The sequence below is a fragment of the Burkholderia sp. PU8-34 genome (genome assembly GCF_053427725.1).
On sequence record NZ_JBSAXC010000005.1, the window covers coordinates 304971 to 322692 of the forward strand.

The following is a 17722-nucleotide window of genomic DNA, read 5'->3' on the forward strand; positions in this document are numbered from 1 at the left end:
CGCCGCTTACGGCACCATCCCCGGCAGCACGTACGCCTGCGCGAGCGTGATCAGCCCGACGATCACCGCGAACAACATGCTGTGCCGGACCGTGAAGCGGAACAGCTCCGACTCCTTGCCGACGAGGCCCGTCGCCGCGCATGCGACCGCGATCGACTGCGGCGAGATCATCTTCGCGGTCACGCCGCCCGTCGTGTTCGCCGCGACGACGAGCGTCTCCGGCAGGCCGAGCTGGTGCGCGGTCGCCTGCTGCAGCGAGCAGAACAGCGCGTTCGACGACGTATCGGAGCCGGTCAGGAACACGCCGAGCCAGCCGAGGAACGGCGAGAAGAACGGGAACGCGGCGCCGGTGCCGGCGAGCAGCAGCGCGAGCGTCGACGACATCCCCGAATAGTTCGCGACGAACGCGAACGCGAGCACGAAGCCGATCGACAGGATCGGGCGCGTGAGTTCCTTCAGCGTTTCACCGAACGTGACGAGCGCGTCGCGCGGCTTCATCCGCAGCAGCACCATCGAGATCAGCGCGGTCACGAGGATCGCGCTGCCGACGGCCGAGACCAGGTCGATCTTCAGCACCGCGTCGAGCGCTTTCGGCGTCGCGACGATCGGCGCGGTCTTCACGACGAGCTGGTCGAGCGCCGGCACCTTGAACTTCAGCACGGTCGCGGCGAGCGCGCCGTGCGGGCCGAACAGCGCCTTGAACGGCGCGAGGCTCCAGACGGTGACGACGCCCGTCAGGATCAGGAACGGCGACCATGCGCGCACCGTCTGCGCGAGCGTGTACGGCGACGCCTGGCGGCTACTCGACTGGCCGCCGCCGAAGCCGCCGCCGAAGCCCGCGAGCGCCGCGGTGCCGCCGCCCGACGCGACCGTGCCGCCGGCCGTTTGTTTCGCGCTGCGCGGCTGCCAGACCTTCAGGAACGCGGCGAGCGTGACGAGGCTGACGAGCGACGACGTGATGTCCGGCAGCTCGGGCCCGATGTGGTTCGACGTGAAGTACTGCGTGATCGCGAAGCTGCCGCCGGCGACGAGCGCGGCCGGCCACGTCTGCCGCACGCCGCGCAGCCCGTCCATCATGAACACGAGCCAGAACGGCACGGCGAGCGACAGCAGCGGCAGCTGGCGGCCTGCCATCGCGCCGATGTGGAACGCGTCGATGCCGGTGACCTGCCCGGCGACGATGATCGGGATGCCCATCGCGCCGAACGCGACCGGCGCCGTGTTCGCGATCAGGCACAGCCCGGCCGCGTGCAGCGGCCGGAAGCCGAGGCCGACGAGCAGCGCCGCGGTGATCGCGACCGGCGCGCCGAAGCCCGCCGCGCCTTCGAGGAACGCGCCGAACGAGAAGCCGATCAGCAGCATCTGCAGCCGCTGGTCGTCGGTGATCGACAGCACCGACGCGCGGATGATGTCGAACTGCCCGGTCTTCACGACGATCTTGTACAGGAATACCGCGGCGACGATGATCCACGCGATCGGCCAGATGCCGTACGCGAAGCCGAAGCCGGCTGCCGCGAGCGCCTGCGGCACCGGCATCCGGTAGGCGAGGATCGCGACGCCGAGCGACAGCAGCAGCGTGATCGCGGCAGCGACGTGTCCGTTCATCCGCAAGCCGGCGAGCGCGACGAAAAAGAAGATGATCGGGATCGCGGCGATGAGCGCCGACAGCCCGAGGCTGCCGAGCGGGGTGTAGATCTGATGCCAGGCCTGCATGGTTGTCTCCTCCATATGTCTGTATCGGTACAGGTCAGAAAGCGGGTGGGCTATTCGGGCTGGCCGCGTGCGCGCAGCAGGTCGGCGAGGCTGCGCGGCGCCGGTTCGAGCGGCGTGCGGTGCTGCGTCCAGCCCATTTGCTTCGCGGGCGCGAGCGCACGCAGGCGCGTCGCGGCCCAGCGGAACGCGCGGTATGCGCGCGGGTGCGCGAACGCACCGGACCAGAAGCGCCACACGAGGTCTTCCGCGCGGTTGTAGTTCGCGCCCTGGCCGCGCAGCGGATGCGCGACCGGCTCGTCCGGCTTGCGGTTCGCCTCGGTGCGCAGCCGCACCAGCAGCTGCGGGATCGGGATGCGCACCGGACAGACTTCGCCGCATGCGCCGCACAGCGTCGACGCGGTCGGCAGGTCGGCGGTCGCGTCGAGGCCGAGCAGGTGCGGCGAGATGATCTTGCCGATCGGCCCCGGGTAGGTCGTCCCGTACGCGTGGCCGCCGATCCGCGTGTAGACGGGGCAATGGTTCATGCACGCGCCGCAGCGGATGCATTGCAGCGTCGCGCGCAGTTGCTCGTCCGCGTACGCCTGCGTGCGGCCGTTGTCGAGCAGCACGAGATGCACGTCGCGCGGGCCGTCGCGCTCGCCGTCGCGGCGCGGGCCCGAGATCAGGTTGAAGTAGGTCGTGATCGCCTGGCCGGTGGCCGAGCGCGTCAGCAGGCTCGACAGCGGCACGATGTGCTCGAGCTTCGCGACGACCTTCTCGATGCCCATGATCGCGATGTGCGTGTCGGGCACCGTCGTCGACAGGCGGCCGTTGCCTTCATTCTCGACGAGCCACAGCGTGCCCGTGTCGGCTGCCGCGAAGTTCACGCCCGACAGGCCGATGTCGGCGTCGACGAACGCCTGGCGCAGCGCGCGCCGGCCCGTCTGGATCAGCGCGTCGACGTCTTCCGTGTACTGCGCGCCCGGGATGTGCCGCTCGAACAGTTCGGCGATGTCGCCGCGCGTCTTGTGGATCGCCGGCATCACGATGTGCGACGGCTTCTCGCCGGCGAGCTGGACGATGTATTCGCCCATGTCGGATTCGATGCAGTCGACGCCGCGTTCGGCGAGGTAATGGTTCAGCTCGATTTCCTCGCTCGCCATCGACTTGCCCTTGATCACGCGGCGCGCCTTCTTCGCTTGCGCGATGCCGAGCACGATCGCGTTCGCGTCGTCGGCGGTTTCGGCCCAGTGCACGTGCACGCCGGCTTCGGTCAGCTTCGCCTCGAGCTGCTCGAGCAGCGCGGGCAGCCGCGCGAGCGCGTGCTGCCGCACCGCTTCGCCGAGGTCGCGCAGCTGCTGCAGCTCGGTGTCGTCGGGGAACTGGGCCGCACGCTTGCCTTGCAGGAAGTCCATCGCGCCGCGAAAGCTCCGGCGCAGCTTCGGATCGTCGAGCGCCGCGTGCGCACGCGCCTTGAAGTCGCGGGGGGCGACGAAATGCACGGTCTGGTCGCTCATTGCGGCGTTCCTTCTGCGTCGGTGGATTCCGTGACGATCACGACCCACAGGCGGCGCGGGCCGTGTGCGCCGTAGGCGAGCGTCTGCTGGATGTCGGAAGTCTTCGACGGCCCCGACACCAGCACGAGGTTGGTCGGCATGCCCGCGTGCCAGCGCTCCGCGTGCGCGGCCGCGTGCAGATCCGCATGCAGCGTGCGGGCGTGGACGAGCGCGACGTGCAGCGGCGGTACCAGCGACACGGTGCGCGGCGTGCCGGCGTCGGGCGCGAGCACGAGCGTGCCGGTCGCGGCGATGCCCGAACGGGCGACCGTGAAGCCCGCGTCGATCGTGTCGAACAGTTCGGCCTTCCAGGCGTCGATCGGCCGGTCGAACGGCACCGTCGCGACGGCGGCGGGCAGCGCGCGGGCGAGCGCCGCCGATTCGGCGCGGGCCGGATCGAGCAGCAGCCGGCGCACGCCGGCCGCCGCGAGCCGCTCGGCGAGTTGCGCGGGCCACGACGCGGCATCCGCGCACCAGACGTCCGCGTGCGACGCGGCGAGCGCGGCCTGCATCGCCTGCGCGAGCGTGTGCGGGTCGGCGGCAGTCGCGTCGCGTCGCGCGGCGTAGTGCTTGTCGATGCGTGCGTCGAGCGCGTGCAGGTCGGACGTGGCGCCGGCCGGCGGGTTGCCGTGCGTGTCGGACGTGTCGGGCGTTTGCGTCGCGGATCCTGCGGCGGCCACCGCGGCGTGGTGCGGACTGCGCGTGCGTGTCGTCGTTGCATCGTCGGCCGGCGCGGCGGCGCGCAGCCGCGCGAGGATCGAGGCGCGTGCGCTCATTGTTCGTCTCCGCGCAACGACGCGGCGCCGGCGGTGCGGCGCCACAGGAAGCTCGCCAGATGCTCGACCGGCAGCGGCGCGCCGCCCTTCGCCGCCGCATGGCCGATGTTCAGCAGGCAGCCGCAGTCGGCCGACACGAGCCGGTCGCAGCCGGTCGCGCAGGCCGACGCGACCTTGTCGCGCACCATCGCGCCGGAGATGTCGGGATGCTTCAGCGAGAACGTGCCGCCGAAGCCGCAGCATTCGGATTCGCGTTCGTGTTCGATACGGGTCACGCCGGGCAGTGCATCGACGAGCGCGACGCCGTGCGCGCGCGTGCCCATTTCGCGGCGCGCGCCGCACGACGTGTGCAGGACCACGCGCTCGCCCGGCTGTGTGGAAGCGGTGGAGGCAGCAACGCCATCGAGTCGTACGCGGAGCACATGGACGAGGAATTCGGCGAGTTCGTACACGCGTTCGGCGATCGCGCGGGCCTTCGGGCCGTTGACGGGATCGTCTGCGAACAGCGCCGGCCAGTGGTGCCGCATCATCCCGGCGCACGACCCGGACGGGACGATCACGGGCCACGGTGCGGCGAACAGGTCGAGTTGCGCGGCCGCGACGCGGCGCGCTTCGTCGGGATTGCCGCTGCTGTACGCCGGCTGGCCGCAGCAGCTCTGGCCGCGCGGATAGTGGACGGTCAGACCCTCGCGCTCGAGGAGCCGCACCGCGTCGAGTCCGGCGTCGGGGACGAACAGGTCGACCAGGCAGGTCGCGAACAGGTAGACGTCCGCGGGCGCGGCCGGAGGGTACTGCCTTTCGTTCATGTCTCGCTCCAGGGGGACGACGCCCGGCACGCGGGACGGCGATTTCGCTGCATAATTCCCGCGACGGCGCCGCAGCTCAAATTGGTTGGGCCAATCGGCACCCGGAGCCTGTGCACGCTGATAACGACGAACCCCGCAAAGGCGTTTTCAAAGCCACGGGGCCGCGCGCTGTCAGCGTGAACCGGCCCGACATTCTGGAGATCCGACGATGTCAGGGATGACGGCCCGCGGCCGGACCGAAGTGGTGATGCGCAAGATCGAGACGGCGCTGCTCGACGGCACGTGGCTGGCCGGCACGCGCCTGCCGGCCGAGCGGGTGCTTGCGCAGCAGTACGGCGTCGCGCGCAACACGATTCGCGAGGCCACGCAGCGGCTCGTCGCGCGCGGGCTGCTGCAGAGCCGGCGCGGCGCGGGCGTGTACGTGACGGACCAGCTGCGCGCAGGCGTCGCGTCGCCGTGGGGGCAGCTCGTCGCCGACCATCCGGCGCTGCGCGACGACATCCTCGAGTTCCGCCGCGTGCTGGAGGGCGCGACCGCCTATTTCGCCGCGCTGCGCGCCGACGCGAACGACCGTCGCCGGATTCGCGCGCTGATGCGCGAACTCGAAACCGCGCACGCGAACGACGACAAGGCGGTCGAGGTCGCAACCGACTCGAAGCTGCACGAGGCGATCGCGCTCGCGTCGCACAACACGATGTTCCTGCACCTGCATACGAGCGTGCTCGGCATGCTGCGCGAGCACATCTCGATCAACGCGGCGGGGATGACCGAGCACGATGAAGACACGGCGGACCAGTTGCTGCGGCAGCACCGAAACGTCTGCGACGCGATTTGCGCGCACCGCCCCGAGGAGGCGCGCACCGCGATGCAGACGCACATCGACTACGTGCGCAGCCATTTCGAGCGCAGCGACGCAGGCTGAGATTGGTCGGACCACGGTGGCCGACGTGGTGTGCGGCGGCCGTTTCCGCGCGCGGTTTGCCCGGCTCGCCGGCACGTGGACGACAGGCGGCCGCTCGCGCCCGATCGGCACGACGCGTCGCGCTGGCGCCGCCCGGGGCGGCGGTCGGCAGGCCCGCCCGACGGCCGCCACGCGATTGACCCTGTCATCCGACGCCACTTAGAATCGGCCGGAACCGCCCGTCAGCCGCGTGTCGCGGCGGGTGCGGCCCCGTTGATCCGCCTGTCGAGGAAGCTCCGTGCCCACGTCCTTCGTCCGGTGCGCGCCGGCCGCCCGGTCGTGGCGCGCCACATGCCGCTCGGCCGCCCGCGCGCTCGCCGTGTGCGCGATGCTGATGCTCGTCGCCGCCTGCGCGACGCATCCCCCCGCCACGACGCTCGATCGCCCCGTTTCGAATGCGTTGCCAGCCGACACCGCGACGCCACTGCACGACGCGCTGGCGGCGCCGGAGGCCGCGCACGCCGGCGCTTCGGGCTTCCGCCTGCTCGCGGACGGCGCCGAGGCGCTGCAGATGCGCGTCGCGCTCGCGCGCGCGGCGACCAGGACGCTCGACATGCAGTACTACGTCGCGACCGAAGACACGACGGGCAAGCTGCTGCTCGCCGCCGCGCTGTACGCGGCCGACCGCGGCGTGCGCGTGCGGATGCTGGTCGACGACCTGAATTTCCGCGACATCGACCGCGTGATGGCCGCGCTGAACACGCACCCGAACATCGAGATCCGCGTGTTCAATCCGTTCGGCGCATCGCGGCAGGACGTGATGCAGCGCACGACCGATTTCTTTACACGGATCGGCAGCTTCACGCGCCGGATGCACAACAAGGCGATGATCGCCGACAACCAGATCGCGATCGTCGGCGGCCGCAATCTTGGCGACGAGTATTTCAGCGCAAGCCCGACGCTGCAGTTTCGCGACCTCGACGTGCTCGCGGCCGGCCCCGTCACGCACGACATTTCCGCGAGCTTCGATACCTACTGGGCAAGCGGCGCCAGCTATCCGCTGCACGTGCTGAACCATCAGACGTTCGATCCGAAGGAGCTCGACGCGATGCGCGACGAGTTGCGCGCGCACTGGCGCAAGAACGCGGAGCCGTACAACGCGAAGCCGCTGAACGCGACGCCGCTCGCGCAGCAGATCGCGCGCGACGCGCTCGGGCTCGTGTGGGCGCCGGCCGAATTCAGGGCCGACGCGCCGGACAAGGTCGCGCAGCCGACCGATGGCTACGTGAGCCCGCCGATGCAGCGGCTCGTCGAGCTGATACGCGGCGCGCAGCAGGAATTTCTCGCGTTCACGCCGTATTTCGTGCCGCATGACGCGGGCGTGAAGATCCTAGGCGACACGACCGCGCGCGGCGTGCGCGTCGCGATCCTGACGAACTCGCTGGCCGCGACCGATGCGGTGGCCGTGCAGGCCGGCTACGGTCCGTACCGGGTGCCGCTGCTGCAGCACGGCGTCGAGCTCTACGAGTTCAAGGCGCAGCCCGGCCGGCCGCGGCCGCGGCTGTTCGGCTCGCGCTCGCGCGCGAGCCTGCATGCGAAGGCGTACGTGATCGACCGGAAGATCCTCGTGATCGGTTCGATGAACCTCGATCCGCGTTCCGCGCACCTGAATACCGAGCTCGCGCTCGTGATCCACAGCCCGGCGATCGCGCAGCAGGCCGCGACGATCTTCGCAAGGGTGACGCAACCGGAAGAAAGCTATCGCGTGCAGCTCGCGGCACCGTCGGGGCCCGGCGCGTCCGAACTCGTGTGGACCGGCACCGACGACGGCGAGCCGCACACCTATCACGTCGATCCGCATGCAGGGTTGCTGCGCAACGTGCTGACCGGCGTGCTCATGCTGATGCCGGTCGGCGACCAGTTATAAGGGCCTGTCCACGGTCTCGACGCTCGTGGCGGAGCGGTAACGGCCGGCCAGCACGTTGGTCCGCTTCCCGGCCGTCGGGCTCGCGCGCCTGTCCGCTGCGTGGACGAATCGGCAGATGCCGCAATTCCTGCGGCCTCGGAATGGTGATATGGTTGTGCGCACAACGATCGTCGGATCGTGATGGTGCTGCCGGATCCGCCGCGTGCGACGTGCGGCCCGCCCGGCGGCGTTACGCAATGCGCCGGTGCGCACGGCCGCCGGCGCCAGGAGACGACGTGCGATGCCGCCGCGGCGCGGCCCCGCACGCGCCCGCCCAACCGGAGCCCCGCATGCATCATGTACCGAACCAGCCGTTTTCCCGTCCTGCCCGTTTTTCCGAGGCCGAGTGGCAGGCACGCGTGCAGCTCGCGGCCGCGTACCGCATCTTCGACCATCTCGGCTGGACCGAGCTGATCTACAACCACATCTCGCTGCGCGTGCCGGACGCCGACGGGCATTTCCTGATCAATCCGTTCGGCCTGCACTACAGCGAAGTGTGCGCGTCGAACCTCGTCAAGATCGACATCGACGGCAACGTGATCGGACATTCCGACTGGCCGATCAATCCGGCCGGCTTCACGTTCCACAGCGCGATTCATGCCGCCTTGCCCGATGCGCACTGCGTGATGCACGTGCACACGACGCCCGCGATGGCCGTGTGCTGTTCGCGTGACGGCCTGTCGTTCTCGAATTTCTATGCGGCGCAGCTGTACGGCAAGGTCGCGTATCACGACTTCGAGGGGATCACCGTGCATCTCGACGAAGGCCGGCGCATCGTCGCGAGCGCCGGCGGGCGCCCCGTGCTGCTGCTGCGCAATCACGGGCCCGTCACGATCGGCCGCACGCTCGCCGGGACGTTCTCGCTGATGTGGCTGCTCAATCGCGCATGCGAGGTGCAGGTCGCGACGCACGCGATCGGCGACGCGCTGCCGATCGCGCCGCCGGTGCTCGAGGCGTCCGTGCGCGATTCGCTGAACTTCGATCCGAAGCATGGCGCAGGGCAGGATGCGTTCGATGCGCTGCAGCGAATTGTCGACCGCATCGATCCCGGCTACCGGAGCTGACGCGTCGGACGCGCGCGCCACGCAAAAAAAACGCGGCCGGGTGGCCGCGTGAATACTCGCAGACTCCTTCGGACGAAGGAAACAAGCAACTGTGAGACGAAGTGTAGCGAAAGGCCGCGCGCGGATTCAGGCGTCCGGCTGCAAAGGTCTATTCCTCGTTGCGTCAGGCTGGCATGAACGACCGGCCGGTGCATCGCCGGGCATGCCGATCGACCGGCCGTTCGCCGTGGTCCGGAAGGCCAACGTGCTGCCCCATCGGCGGCGATCGACTAACATGGGCGATGCGTCCCCAACTGGGGGGGCGTCCAACGTCGTCAACGTTGTCAACGTTGTAAAAGGAGATCTCATGCCGAAGCTGCGTTTCCTCCAGGTCGCGTTACTCGCGGGCGTGCTGGCCGCCGGCAGCGCCGCCGCCGAGACGGTACGCCTGTCCGCCAACCTGCAGCCGTCGAGCGAAGTGCCGCCCACCACGAGCCACGGTTCGGGCAACGTCGATGCGACCTACGACACCGGGAGTCACACGCTGCAATGGTCGATCACCTACAAGAACCTGACCGGCCCGGCCACCGCCGCGCATTTCCACGGACCGGCGCCCGTCGGGCAGAACGCCGGCGTGCAGGTGCCGATTCCGAAGGACGGCCTCGCGAGCCCGATCAAGGGCTCGAAGGAGCTGAGCGATTCGCAGGTGACGGACCTGATGGCCGGCAAGTGGTACTTCAACCTGCACACGAAGGAGCATCCGTCCGGCGAGATCCGCGGGCAGGTGCTGCCGGCCGGCTGAGCCGTTTGATACGGAGGCTCCGTTCGAGCGGCACGGGAGCGATCGCATGTACCGTCGACACACTGCGATCCGGCGTGCGTCCGATGAGTCGGCAAAGCGAGTTCGCCGGCTGGCTGCTGCGCTGGCGGTACCGCCCCGAGACCACGCGTCCCGTGCTCAATCCTGCGCGGGCGCGGCGCTTTACCGAGTTGCGGATGATGGCGCCGCGCCGCGTGGCGGTCGAGCGGGCCGTTCAGCGCGCCGGCGAGGCGTCGATCGCCTGATAGGCGGCCTCGACGGCCGCGGCGCCGTACTTGCGCTCGAGCCGGCGCACGGTGAAGTGGCCGTGCGCCATCTGCTGGAAGTGATCGATGAACAGCGTGTTGACGGTCGCGCCGAGCACCGCGCCGATCGCCGGGATCGACTTGGCCGCCATCTGCTCGGTCACCTGCACCGAAAAGCGCGACGCGACGGTCTGCACGAGCCTGAACACGGCGGCCGAGCTGTGCGCGGCGATCCCCTTCGTCGTGATGTCCGACGACGCCTTCGAGATCGCCTGCGCGAGCGCGCCGCGCAGCACGAAGTAGCCGAGATCGGCTTCCTCTTCCTGCTTGTCCGGGTTGCCGCCCATTCCGAGCACGGCGAGGCATTGCAGTTGCGTGTCGACGGAGGTCAGGTCCTCGCCCTCGCTGCGTGCGATGTCGCACACCGAGCGGAAGATCAGCGTCGTCGTCACCGGCAATTCGACCGGCAGCGCGACGAAGCCGAACGCGCCGCCCGCGGCGCCCGTCGTCGCGACCGCGAGCTTGTGCAGCAGGTTGCTCGGCTTGTCGTGCTGGTGCTCGTGCCCGTGCCCGTGCGCGTCGGCATCCGCGGCCGGCGGCTTGCCGAGCGTGCGCAGCGCGAGGTTCAGGCACTTGCGCAGCGCGAGCTGGGTCGCGTCGTTGATCTTGCCGGTCGCGAAATCCGGCAGCCTGCCGATCATCTTCTCGACCGGCGCACCGAGCAGGCTCGTCAGCTTCAGCGTCAGCGACGGGCTTTCCAGCACCTGCTTCGCGCGCCGCAGCGCATCCCGGTCGTCTTCCGAGAGCGTCGTCGCAACGCCGGTTGAAATCGGTTCCATCGTTCTCCCTCGCAGCCTCGGCCGAAATGCCGGCCGCCAGCTAGGTTACCGCACCCGTGATAGAATTTTGAGATTGTTTGACACGTCAAAAGTTGCGCCAACAAAAAATGGCCATCCATACCGCCGCCCACCATTCGAGCGGGCAAGTCCTGCCGTTCCGTGAATCGCTGCTCGCGATGATCGGCATCTCGTTCGTGACGATGCTCGTCGCGCTCGACCAGACCGTCGTCGGCACCGCGCTGCCGACCATCGTCGCCGAACTGAAAGGTTTCGACCTGTATGCGTGGGTCGCGACGTCCTACCTGCTGAGCTCGGTGATCACCGTGCCGATCTTCGGGCGACTCGGCGACTATTACGGGCGCAAGCCGTTCGTGATTGCGTCGATCGTGCTGTTCACCGGCGCGTCGGTGCTGTGCGGAATGGCCAACGACATGCTGTACCTCGTGCTCGCGCGCGGCCTGCAGGGCATCGGCGGCGGAATGCTGGTCGGCACCGCATTCGCGTGCATTCCGGACCTGTTCCCCGATTCCGTCGTACGGCTGCGCTGGCAGGTGCTGATGAGCTCGGCGTTCGGCATCGCGAACGCGATCGGGCCGTCGCTCGGCGGCGTGCTGACGCAGTCGTTCGGCTGGCGCTCGGTGTTCTACGTGAACCTGCCGATCGGCCTGCTGTCGCTGCTGTTCGTGTGGCGCTACCTGCCGCACCTGCGGCAAGTCGAGCACAAGGAGAAGATGCGGCTCGACTGGCCGGGCGCGCTCCTGATCGCGCTGTCGCTCGGCGCGCTGCAGCTGTTCGTCGAATGGCTGCCGAAACACGGGATCGCCGGCTGGCCGTCGCTGCTGCTCGTGATCGCGCTCGCCGCCGGCATCGGGCTGTGGCGCTGGGAGAAGCGCTGCGCGCAGCCGATCCTCCCGTTCGACATGTTCGGCAACCGCGCGCTGTCCGCGCTGTTCGTGCTCGCGATCCTCGCCGGCTTCTCGATGTTCTCGCTGCTGTTCTACGCGCCGCTGCTGTTCCAGGGCGGGTTCGGCATGTCGCCGAAGGAAGCCGGGCTCGTGATCACGCCGCTCGTCGTGTTCATCACGATCGGCAGCATCATGAACGGCCGCGTCGTCACCCGCATCCGCAACCCGAACGCGATGCTGCACGTCGGCTTCGCGCTGTTCGCGATCACGTGCGTCGGCGTCGTGGTGTCGACGCACACGACGCCCCGCTGGATGCTCATGGCGCTGATGGTCGCAGGCGGCGTCGGCCTCGGCTTCGTGCTGCCGAACCTGACGGTGTTCGCGCAGCAGACCGCCGGGCGCGAGCATCTCGGCATCGCGACCGCGCTGCTGCAGTCGCTGCGGATGGTCGGCGGGATGGTCGGCACCGCGCTGACGGGCACGCTCGTCAACCAGATGTACGCGGGCGGCGTGCGCGACGCGCTCGCGGCCGATCATGCGCTGCAATGGCATGCGCAGCTCGCCGATCCGCAGATCCTGATCGACCGCGCGGCGCAAGGCGGACTCGTCGCGGAGCTCACGCGCGCCGGGCATAATGGCGCGCTGCTGCTGGAGGCGGCCCGCGAATCGCTCGTCAGCGCGATTCACCTGGGCGTCGCGGTGGCGGCCGTGGTGGCCGTGGTGTCGGTGTGGCAATGCCGCCGCGTGCCGCCGATCGCGCTGCGGCGCAAGCTTGAACCGCATGTCGCGGCAGATTGACCGATCGAAGGAACAGATTCAGCGCATGGAAGAACAGGACCGCGTCGCGATCTTGCAGCAATTCGGACGCACGTATCGCGCGTTCATGACCGCGTTCGAAGCGCAGGTCGGCCAGCCGATGCCGCGCTGGCGCATCATGGTCGCACTTCGCTCGATGGATGGCCACTCGTCGCAGAAGCGGCTCGTCGAAGTGCTGCGGATCGATCCGGGCGCGCTCACGCGCCAGCTCAAGGCGCTCGACGCGCTCGGCTGGATCGAGCGCGCATCCGACGCGCGCGACAATCGCGTGACCAACGTGACGCTGACCGCCGCCGGCCACGCGGCGTTCGACGCGTGCCTGCCGCGCCGCAAGGTGTTTCTCGACCAGACGATGGCGCAGCTGCCGGACGACGTGCTGAACGCACTGTCGGGCGCGCTCGCGATGCTGGAGGCGCGGATCGCCGAAGTCGGCACGCAGCCGACGGCGCCCTGAGCGGGCCGGGCGGGTCGTCAAGCACCGCCGGTTGCCGGTCAGGCTTCGAACATCGGGTTGTCAAGCATCGCCGGTTGCCGGTCAGGCTTCGATCGTCGCGCCCGCTGCTTGCACCGGCTTCACCCTCCGCGCCCGGCAAGCGGGCCGCCCGGGCCCGCCACCGTCATCGATGCGCGTTACAGCTCGATGCGCGTGCCGAGCAACGCGAGGAACTGCGCGAGCCACGCCGGATGCGCGGGCCACGCGGGTGCGGTGACGAACGGCGCGTCGGTGACGGCCGCGTCGACCGGAATGTCCGCATATTCGCCGCCCGCGAGCTTCACTTCGGGCGCGCAGGCCGGATAGGCCGAGATGCGCTTGCCGCGAATCACGTCGGCGGCCACGAGCAGCTGCGCCGCATGGCAGATTGCCGCGATCGGCTTGCCCGCTGCCGCGAACGCGCGCACGAGCGCGATCACCTTCGGATCGAGACGCAGGTATTCGGGTGCGCGGCCGCCCGCGATCGCGAGCGCGTCGTAGCGCGCCGCGTCGACGTCGTCGAACGCCGCATTCAGCGTGAACTGGTGGCCCGGTTTCTCGGTGTAGGTCTGGTCGCCCTCGAAGTCGTGGATCGCGGTCTTGATCTTGTCGCCCGCCCGTTTGCCGGGGCAGACCGCGTCGACGTGATGGCCGACGGCCTGAAGTGCCTGGAACGGCACCATCGTTTCGTAGTCTTCGGCGAAATCGCCGGTCAGGAACAGGATCTTCTTCGCGGCCATGGCTTTCTCCCGTGTCGACCCGAGTCGGCGCTTCAGCGCATGCGCGGGTCCGATGCAAAGTTGAAGGGTGGGTCAGGACGAAAGCGCAGTGTACTCCGACGAATCGACGCCGGTGTGACGGCGGCCGCCCCGTTGCGGGACGGCCGTTTCGTGGTCGCTGTGCGGCCGGTGCGCCCGTTGCCGGCGTGAGCGAGCGCCGGGCGTCGGGCGGCCGCCTCAGGTCAGAAGAACGTCTCGATCACTTCCTTCACGCGGAACTGCGGATCGAGGACGAGCAGCTGGCGCCACTTGTCGAACGTCAGGCACGGGTGCGAGATGTCGAACGCGACCATGTCGCCGACCTTCAGGTCCGCGCCGGGCGGGATCTGCAGGTACGCGTGCTGGTCCATCAGGCCGGTGATCGCCCAGCCTTCGCTGGCGGCGACGTCGCGCGGCGCGGTGTCGCGGCCCGGGCGGAAATGGCGGGCCGGCTCCGGCAGGCCCGCGTCGAACGCCGAGTCGCGCTTGCCGAGCGCGACGATCGCGCGGTCCGGCTCCGGAATCGACTGCACGTACGCCCACAGCTGCAGCGCGGGCAGCAGGCCTTCGCCCATCTTGCGCGCGATCGGGTTGCGCGCGAACACGTCCGTCTGCGCCTTCTTGTAGATGCCGACGTCGTGCGTCAGGTAGCAGCCCGGACGCAGCACCACCTCCGCGAAGCCCGCATCGGACGCCTTCGCGAACTCCTCCGCCACCACGTCGTACCATGCCGACCCCGCGCCCGACAGGATCGCCGGCGTGCGCGCGAAGCGCCCGGCGGCAGCGAGTTCGCGCGTCAGTGCGACCGCGTGCTGCAGGAACGCGCGGATCTCGCCTTCTTCCTTCAGCACGCCTTCGTACAGTTCGATCCCGGCGAGCTTCAGCGTGTCCGGGTAGCGCGCGAGCGCGGCGAGCACCGCTTCGCGCTGCGCGTCGTCGCGCACGCCGGCGCGGCCGCCCGGTACGCCGAGCTCGAGCAGCACGTTGAGCGGCTTCTTTGCGTCGCCGAAGAAGCGGCCGAGCTGGTCGATGCCCTCGACGGAATCGACGAGGCAGAAGAATTCGAATTCAGGATCCGCGAGCAGTGCCGCGATGATCGACATGTTGTGACGGCCGACCAGCTGGTTTGCGAGCAGCACGCGCCGCACGCCGCCGTGATACGCAGCCTGCGTCTGGTGCGCGGTCGCGAGCGTGATGCCCCACGCGCCGGCGTCGAGCTGGCGGCGGAACAGCTGCGGCGCCATCGTCGTCTTGCCGTGCGGCGCGAACTTGACGCCGTACTGCTGGACGAACGCCTGCATCCATTTCAGGTTGTGCTCGATGCGATCCTCGTACAGCACCGCGGCCGGCAGGCTGACGTCTTCCGCGAGCAGGTTCCACTCGAGGCGGCCCGCGTCCGCGAGCGGCACGCTCGCGCTCGGCAGATTGCCGAGGCCCTTGCCGAACGGATCGATCGTTGCATCCTGATAGTTTGTAACTTTCATGTCATCCCGCTCCATCCTGGATATGTATTGCACCGAAGTTGACATGCAGATGGTACAGAAAGTAGCATCGGCACGGTAATGTTATTTAGTAACATGGTGCGCCGCAACGCGTGCTGCAACCTGCGTCACAACCCATTCAGCAGATGAATACGCCCGCCGCCCCGTCTTCTGTCCCGCCGGCTGCCGAGCTCGCCGCCACGCCGCCGGCCGTCGACATCGTCGCCCGGATCGCTGAATGCGCGCCCGAGCTGCGTGACGCCGAGCGCAAGGTGGCCGCGTTCATCCTCGCGGATCTCGTGCGCGCCGCGCACGCGAGCATCGGCACGCTCGCGCGCGACGCGGAGGTGAGCGTCGCGACGGTCACGCGCTTCGCGAAGGCAGTCGGCTGCCGCGACGTGCGCGAACTGAAGCTGCTCGTCGCGCAGGCGGCGGCCGTCGGCCAGCGTTTCCTCGCGCCGTCGGATGCCGCGCGCGCGGGCGACGCGAACCCCGCGTCGATGGTCTACGACGAAATCCAGGTGGCGCTCGCGCATAACCATCAGCTGCTGCGCCAGACGTCATTCGACGCGGCCGCCGATCGGCTCGCAGGCGCGAAGATGATCTACGTGTACGGGCAGGGCGGCGGGTCGACCGCGCTCGCCGACGAGCTGCGCTTCCGTCTCGTGCGCTTCGGCCGGCCGGTCGCGAGCTACCAGGACAGCGTGCTGCAGCGGATGGTGTCGGCGACGCTGTCGAACGATGACGTCGTCGTCGCGCTGTCGGTGAGCGGGCGCATGCCCGAGCTGCTCGACAGCTGCGCGCTCGCGAAGCGCTACGGCGCGACGGTGATCGCCGTCACCGCGCCGGCGTCGCCGCTTGCGCAGCTCGCCGACCACCTGATTCCGGTCGTCGCATTCGAGACCGATTTCATTTTCAAACCGTCGACATCGCGCTACGCGATGATGATGGCCATCGACGTGCTCGTCACCGGCGTCGCGCTGCGGCTCGGCGACGGGTGCCGGGAATCGCTGCGCCGGATCAAGCATGCGCTCGATGCGCACCGCGGCGGCGGAGACCGTCAACCGCTAGGAGACTGACCATGCATTCGCATCCCGAAGCTGCCGATACGCTGATCGTCGGCGCGCTGCTGTACGACGGCACCGGCACGCCGCCCGTCACGCGCGACGTCGCGATCCGCAACGGCATGATCGCGGCGATCGGCAACCTGTCGAACTGGCTGGCCGAGGAGATCGTCGAAGCGAACGGCCGTGCGCTCGCGCCGGGCTTCGTCGACGTGCACACGCACGACGACACCCACGTGATCCGCTCGCCGCAGATGCTGCCGAAGATCACGCAGGGCGTGACGACCGTGATCGTCGGCAATTGCGGGATCAGCGCGTCGCCGGTCACGCTGGCAGGCGACCCGCCGGACCCGATGAACCTGCTCGGCGAGCGCGGCGCGTTCCAGTACCCGACTTTCGCCGACTACGTTGCGGCGGTGAACCACGCGCGGCCGGCGGTCAACGTCGCCGCGCTCGTCGGCCACACCGCGCTGCGCAACAACCAGATGGACCGCCTCGACCGCGCGGCGACCGATGCCGAAATCGCCGGCATGCGCGCGCAGCTCGAGGAAGCGCTCGCGCACGGCGCGCTCGGGCTGTCGTCGGGCCTCGCATACGGCTCCGCGTTCGCGGCGCCGGCCGAAGAGGTGATGGCGCTCGCCGAGCCGCTCGCGAACGCGGGCGCGCTGTATACGACGCACATGCGCACCGAGTTCGACGCGATCCTCGATGCGATGGACGAGGCGTACCGCGTCGGCCGCCACGCGAAGGTGCCGGTCGTGATCTCGCACCTGAAATGCGCGGGCCCGTCGAACTGGGGCCGCAGCACCGAGGTGCTCGCGTCGCTCGAGGGCGCGCGCCGCTACCAGCCGGTCGGCTGCGACTGCTATCCGTACAGCCGCAGCTCGTCGACGCTCGACCTCAAGCAGGTGACGGGCGACATTGACATCACGATCACGTGGTCGGAGCCGCACCCGGAAGTCGCGGGCAAGCTGCTGAAGACGATCGCGGCCGAGTGGGGCGTCACCGAGCAGGAAGCCGCGCAGCGGATCCGGCCGGCCGGCGCCGTGTACCACAACATGTCCGAGGACGACGTGCGCCGGATCCTGTCGCATCCGGCGACGATGGTCGGCTCGGATGGCCTGCCGAACGATCCGCTGCCGCACCCGCGGCTGTGGGGCGCGTTCCCGCGCGTGCTCGGGCACTACGCGCGCGACACGGGCCTGCTGCCGCTCGAGGAGGCGATCCGCAAGATGACGTCGCTGTCCGCGCGCCGCTTCGGCCTCGCAGGGCGCGGCGAAGTACACGTCGGCTACCACGCCGATCTCGTGCTGTTCGACCCCGACCGCGTGATCGATGCGGCGACGTTCGACAAGCCGCAGCAGCCCGCGCACGGCATCGACGCGGTGTGGGTCAACGGCGTGCTGACCTACCGAGACGGCCAGCCGACCGGCGAACGCGCGGGCGGCTTCGTCGCGCGCGGCGCACGCGCGCAGGCGAGTGCCGAAGCTGCGTTCTGAGTCCGAACGCGGCTGTTGTTTCTGTCTTCCGCGCGCGCCGCTGCCGGCGCGCGCATCCGCAACCGAGCGTTGCATGGGGCCAG

15 protein-coding genes and 1 pseudogene are annotated in these 17722 nt (G+C 69.5%); 9 read left to right on the forward strand and 7 right to left on the reverse strand.

The window, feature by feature from the left end:
- Positions 1 to 6: 6 nt before the first annotated feature.
- From ACV22Z_RS15410 to ACV22Z_RS15425, 4 genes are read right to left on the reverse strand one after another with little or no spacing between them, the layout of a single operon-like run.
- Positions 7 to 1713, reverse strand: coding sequence for a lactate permease LctP family transporter (locus ACV22Z_RS15410; protein ID WP_448077158.1), 1707 nt, complete (start codon positions 1711 to 1713; stop codon positions 7 to 9).
- A gap of 50 nt (positions 1714 to 1763) precedes the next feature.
- The gene (locus tag ACV22Z_RS15415) at positions 1764 to 3209 is read right to left on the reverse strand and encodes a LutB/LldF family L-lactate oxidation iron-sulfur protein (RefSeq protein WP_448077159.1); all 1446 of its coding nucleotides are present in this window, start codon (positions 3207 to 3209) and stop codon (positions 1764 to 1766) included.
- A complete protein-coding gene (locus tag ACV22Z_RS15420; protein ID WP_448077160.1) occupies positions 3206 to 4024 on the reverse strand; it encodes a LutC/YkgG family protein in 819 nt (272 codons plus the stop codon). The genes ACV22Z_RS15415 and ACV22Z_RS15420 overlap by 4 nt, the downstream gene beginning before the upstream one ends.
- Complete coding sequence (locus tag ACV22Z_RS15425) at positions 4021 to 4830, reverse strand: (Fe-S)-binding protein (protein ID WP_448077161.1); 810 nt, start codon at positions 4828 to 4830, stop codon at positions 4021 to 4023. Before ACV22Z_RS15425 ends, ACV22Z_RS15420 begins: the two co-directional genes overlap by 4 nt.
- A 208-nt stretch (positions 4831 to 5038) precedes the next feature.
- Between ACV22Z_RS15425 and ACV22Z_RS15430 the strand changes: the two genes are divergently transcribed.
- The 5 genes and pseudogenes from ACV22Z_RS15430 to ACV22Z_RS15450 all read left to right on the forward strand — a co-directional run.
- Positions 5039 to 5752 (forward strand): FadR/GntR family transcriptional regulator, encoded by a 714-nt coding sequence (locus ACV22Z_RS15430; RefSeq protein ID WP_448077162.1) that lies wholly within the window; start codon positions 5039 to 5041, stop codon positions 5750 to 5752.
- Positions 5753 to 6029: 277 nt separating this feature from the next.
- The gene (locus ACV22Z_RS15435) at positions 6030 to 7658 is read left to right on the forward strand and encodes a phospholipase D family protein (protein WP_448077163.1); all 1629 of its coding nucleotides are present in this window, start codon (positions 6030 to 6032) and stop codon (positions 7656 to 7658) included.
- A gap of 329 nt (positions 7659 to 7987) precedes the next feature.
- Entirely contained in the window at positions 7988 to 8761 is a 774-nt protein-coding gene (locus tag ACV22Z_RS15440; RefSeq protein WP_448077164.1) for a class II aldolase/adducin family protein, read from the forward strand.
- Between the two features lie 346 nt (positions 8762 to 9107).
- Positions 9108 to 9542, forward strand: a complete 435-nt coding sequence (locus ACV22Z_RS15445) for a CHRD domain-containing protein (protein WP_448077165.1) — start codon at positions 9108 to 9110, stop codon at positions 9540 to 9542.
- An 83-nt stretch (positions 9543 to 9625) separates the two neighbouring features.
- A pseudogene (locus ACV22Z_RS15450) lies at positions 9626 to 9754 on the forward strand (alpha/beta hydrolase); the annotation flags it as partial.
- A gap of 20 nt (positions 9755 to 9774) precedes the next feature.
- On the opposite strand, the gene ACV22Z_RS15455 reads toward ACV22Z_RS15450, so the two are convergent.
- Entirely contained in the window at positions 9775 to 10644 is an 870-nt protein-coding gene (locus tag ACV22Z_RS15455; protein WP_448077166.1) for an EcsC family protein, read from the reverse strand.
- Between the two features lie 107 nt (positions 10645 to 10751).
- Between ACV22Z_RS15455 and ACV22Z_RS15460 the strand changes: the two genes are divergently transcribed.
- Positions 10752 to 12347, forward strand: coding sequence for an MDR family MFS transporter (locus ACV22Z_RS15460; RefSeq protein ID WP_448077167.1), 1596 nt, complete (start codon positions 10752 to 10754; stop codon positions 12345 to 12347).
- Positions 12348 to 12372: 25 nt separating this feature from the next.
- Positions 12373 to 12819, forward strand: coding sequence for a MarR family winged helix-turn-helix transcriptional regulator (locus ACV22Z_RS15465; protein ID WP_448077168.1), 447 nt, complete (start codon positions 12373 to 12375; stop codon positions 12817 to 12819).
- Positions 12820 to 12995: 176 nt separating this feature from the next.
- Here the strand turns inward: ACV22Z_RS15465 and ACV22Z_RS15470 are convergent, their stop codons facing one another.
- Positions 12996 to 13577 (reverse strand): DJ-1/PfpI family protein, encoded by a 582-nt coding sequence (locus tag ACV22Z_RS15470; RefSeq protein WP_448077169.1) that lies wholly within the window; start codon positions 13575 to 13577, stop codon positions 12996 to 12998.
- A gap of 221 nt (positions 13578 to 13798) precedes the next feature.
- Entirely contained in the window at positions 13799 to 15079 is a 1281-nt protein-coding gene (locus ACV22Z_RS15475) for an amino acid deaminase (protein WP_448077170.1), read from the reverse strand.
- A 143-nt stretch (positions 15080 to 15222) separates the two neighbouring features.
- Between ACV22Z_RS15475 and ACV22Z_RS15480 the strand changes: the two genes are divergently transcribed.
- Positions 15223 to 16155, forward strand: coding sequence for a MurR/RpiR family transcriptional regulator (locus ACV22Z_RS15480; protein ID WP_448077171.1), 933 nt, complete (start codon positions 15223 to 15225; stop codon positions 16153 to 16155).
- Between the two features lie 2 nt (positions 16156 to 16157).
- Positions 16158 to 17639, forward strand: a complete 1482-nt coding sequence (locus ACV22Z_RS15485) for an N-acyl-D-amino-acid deacylase family protein (protein ID WP_448077172.1) — start codon at positions 16158 to 16160, stop codon at positions 17637 to 17639.
- Positions 17640 to 17722: the final 83 nt, after the last annotated feature.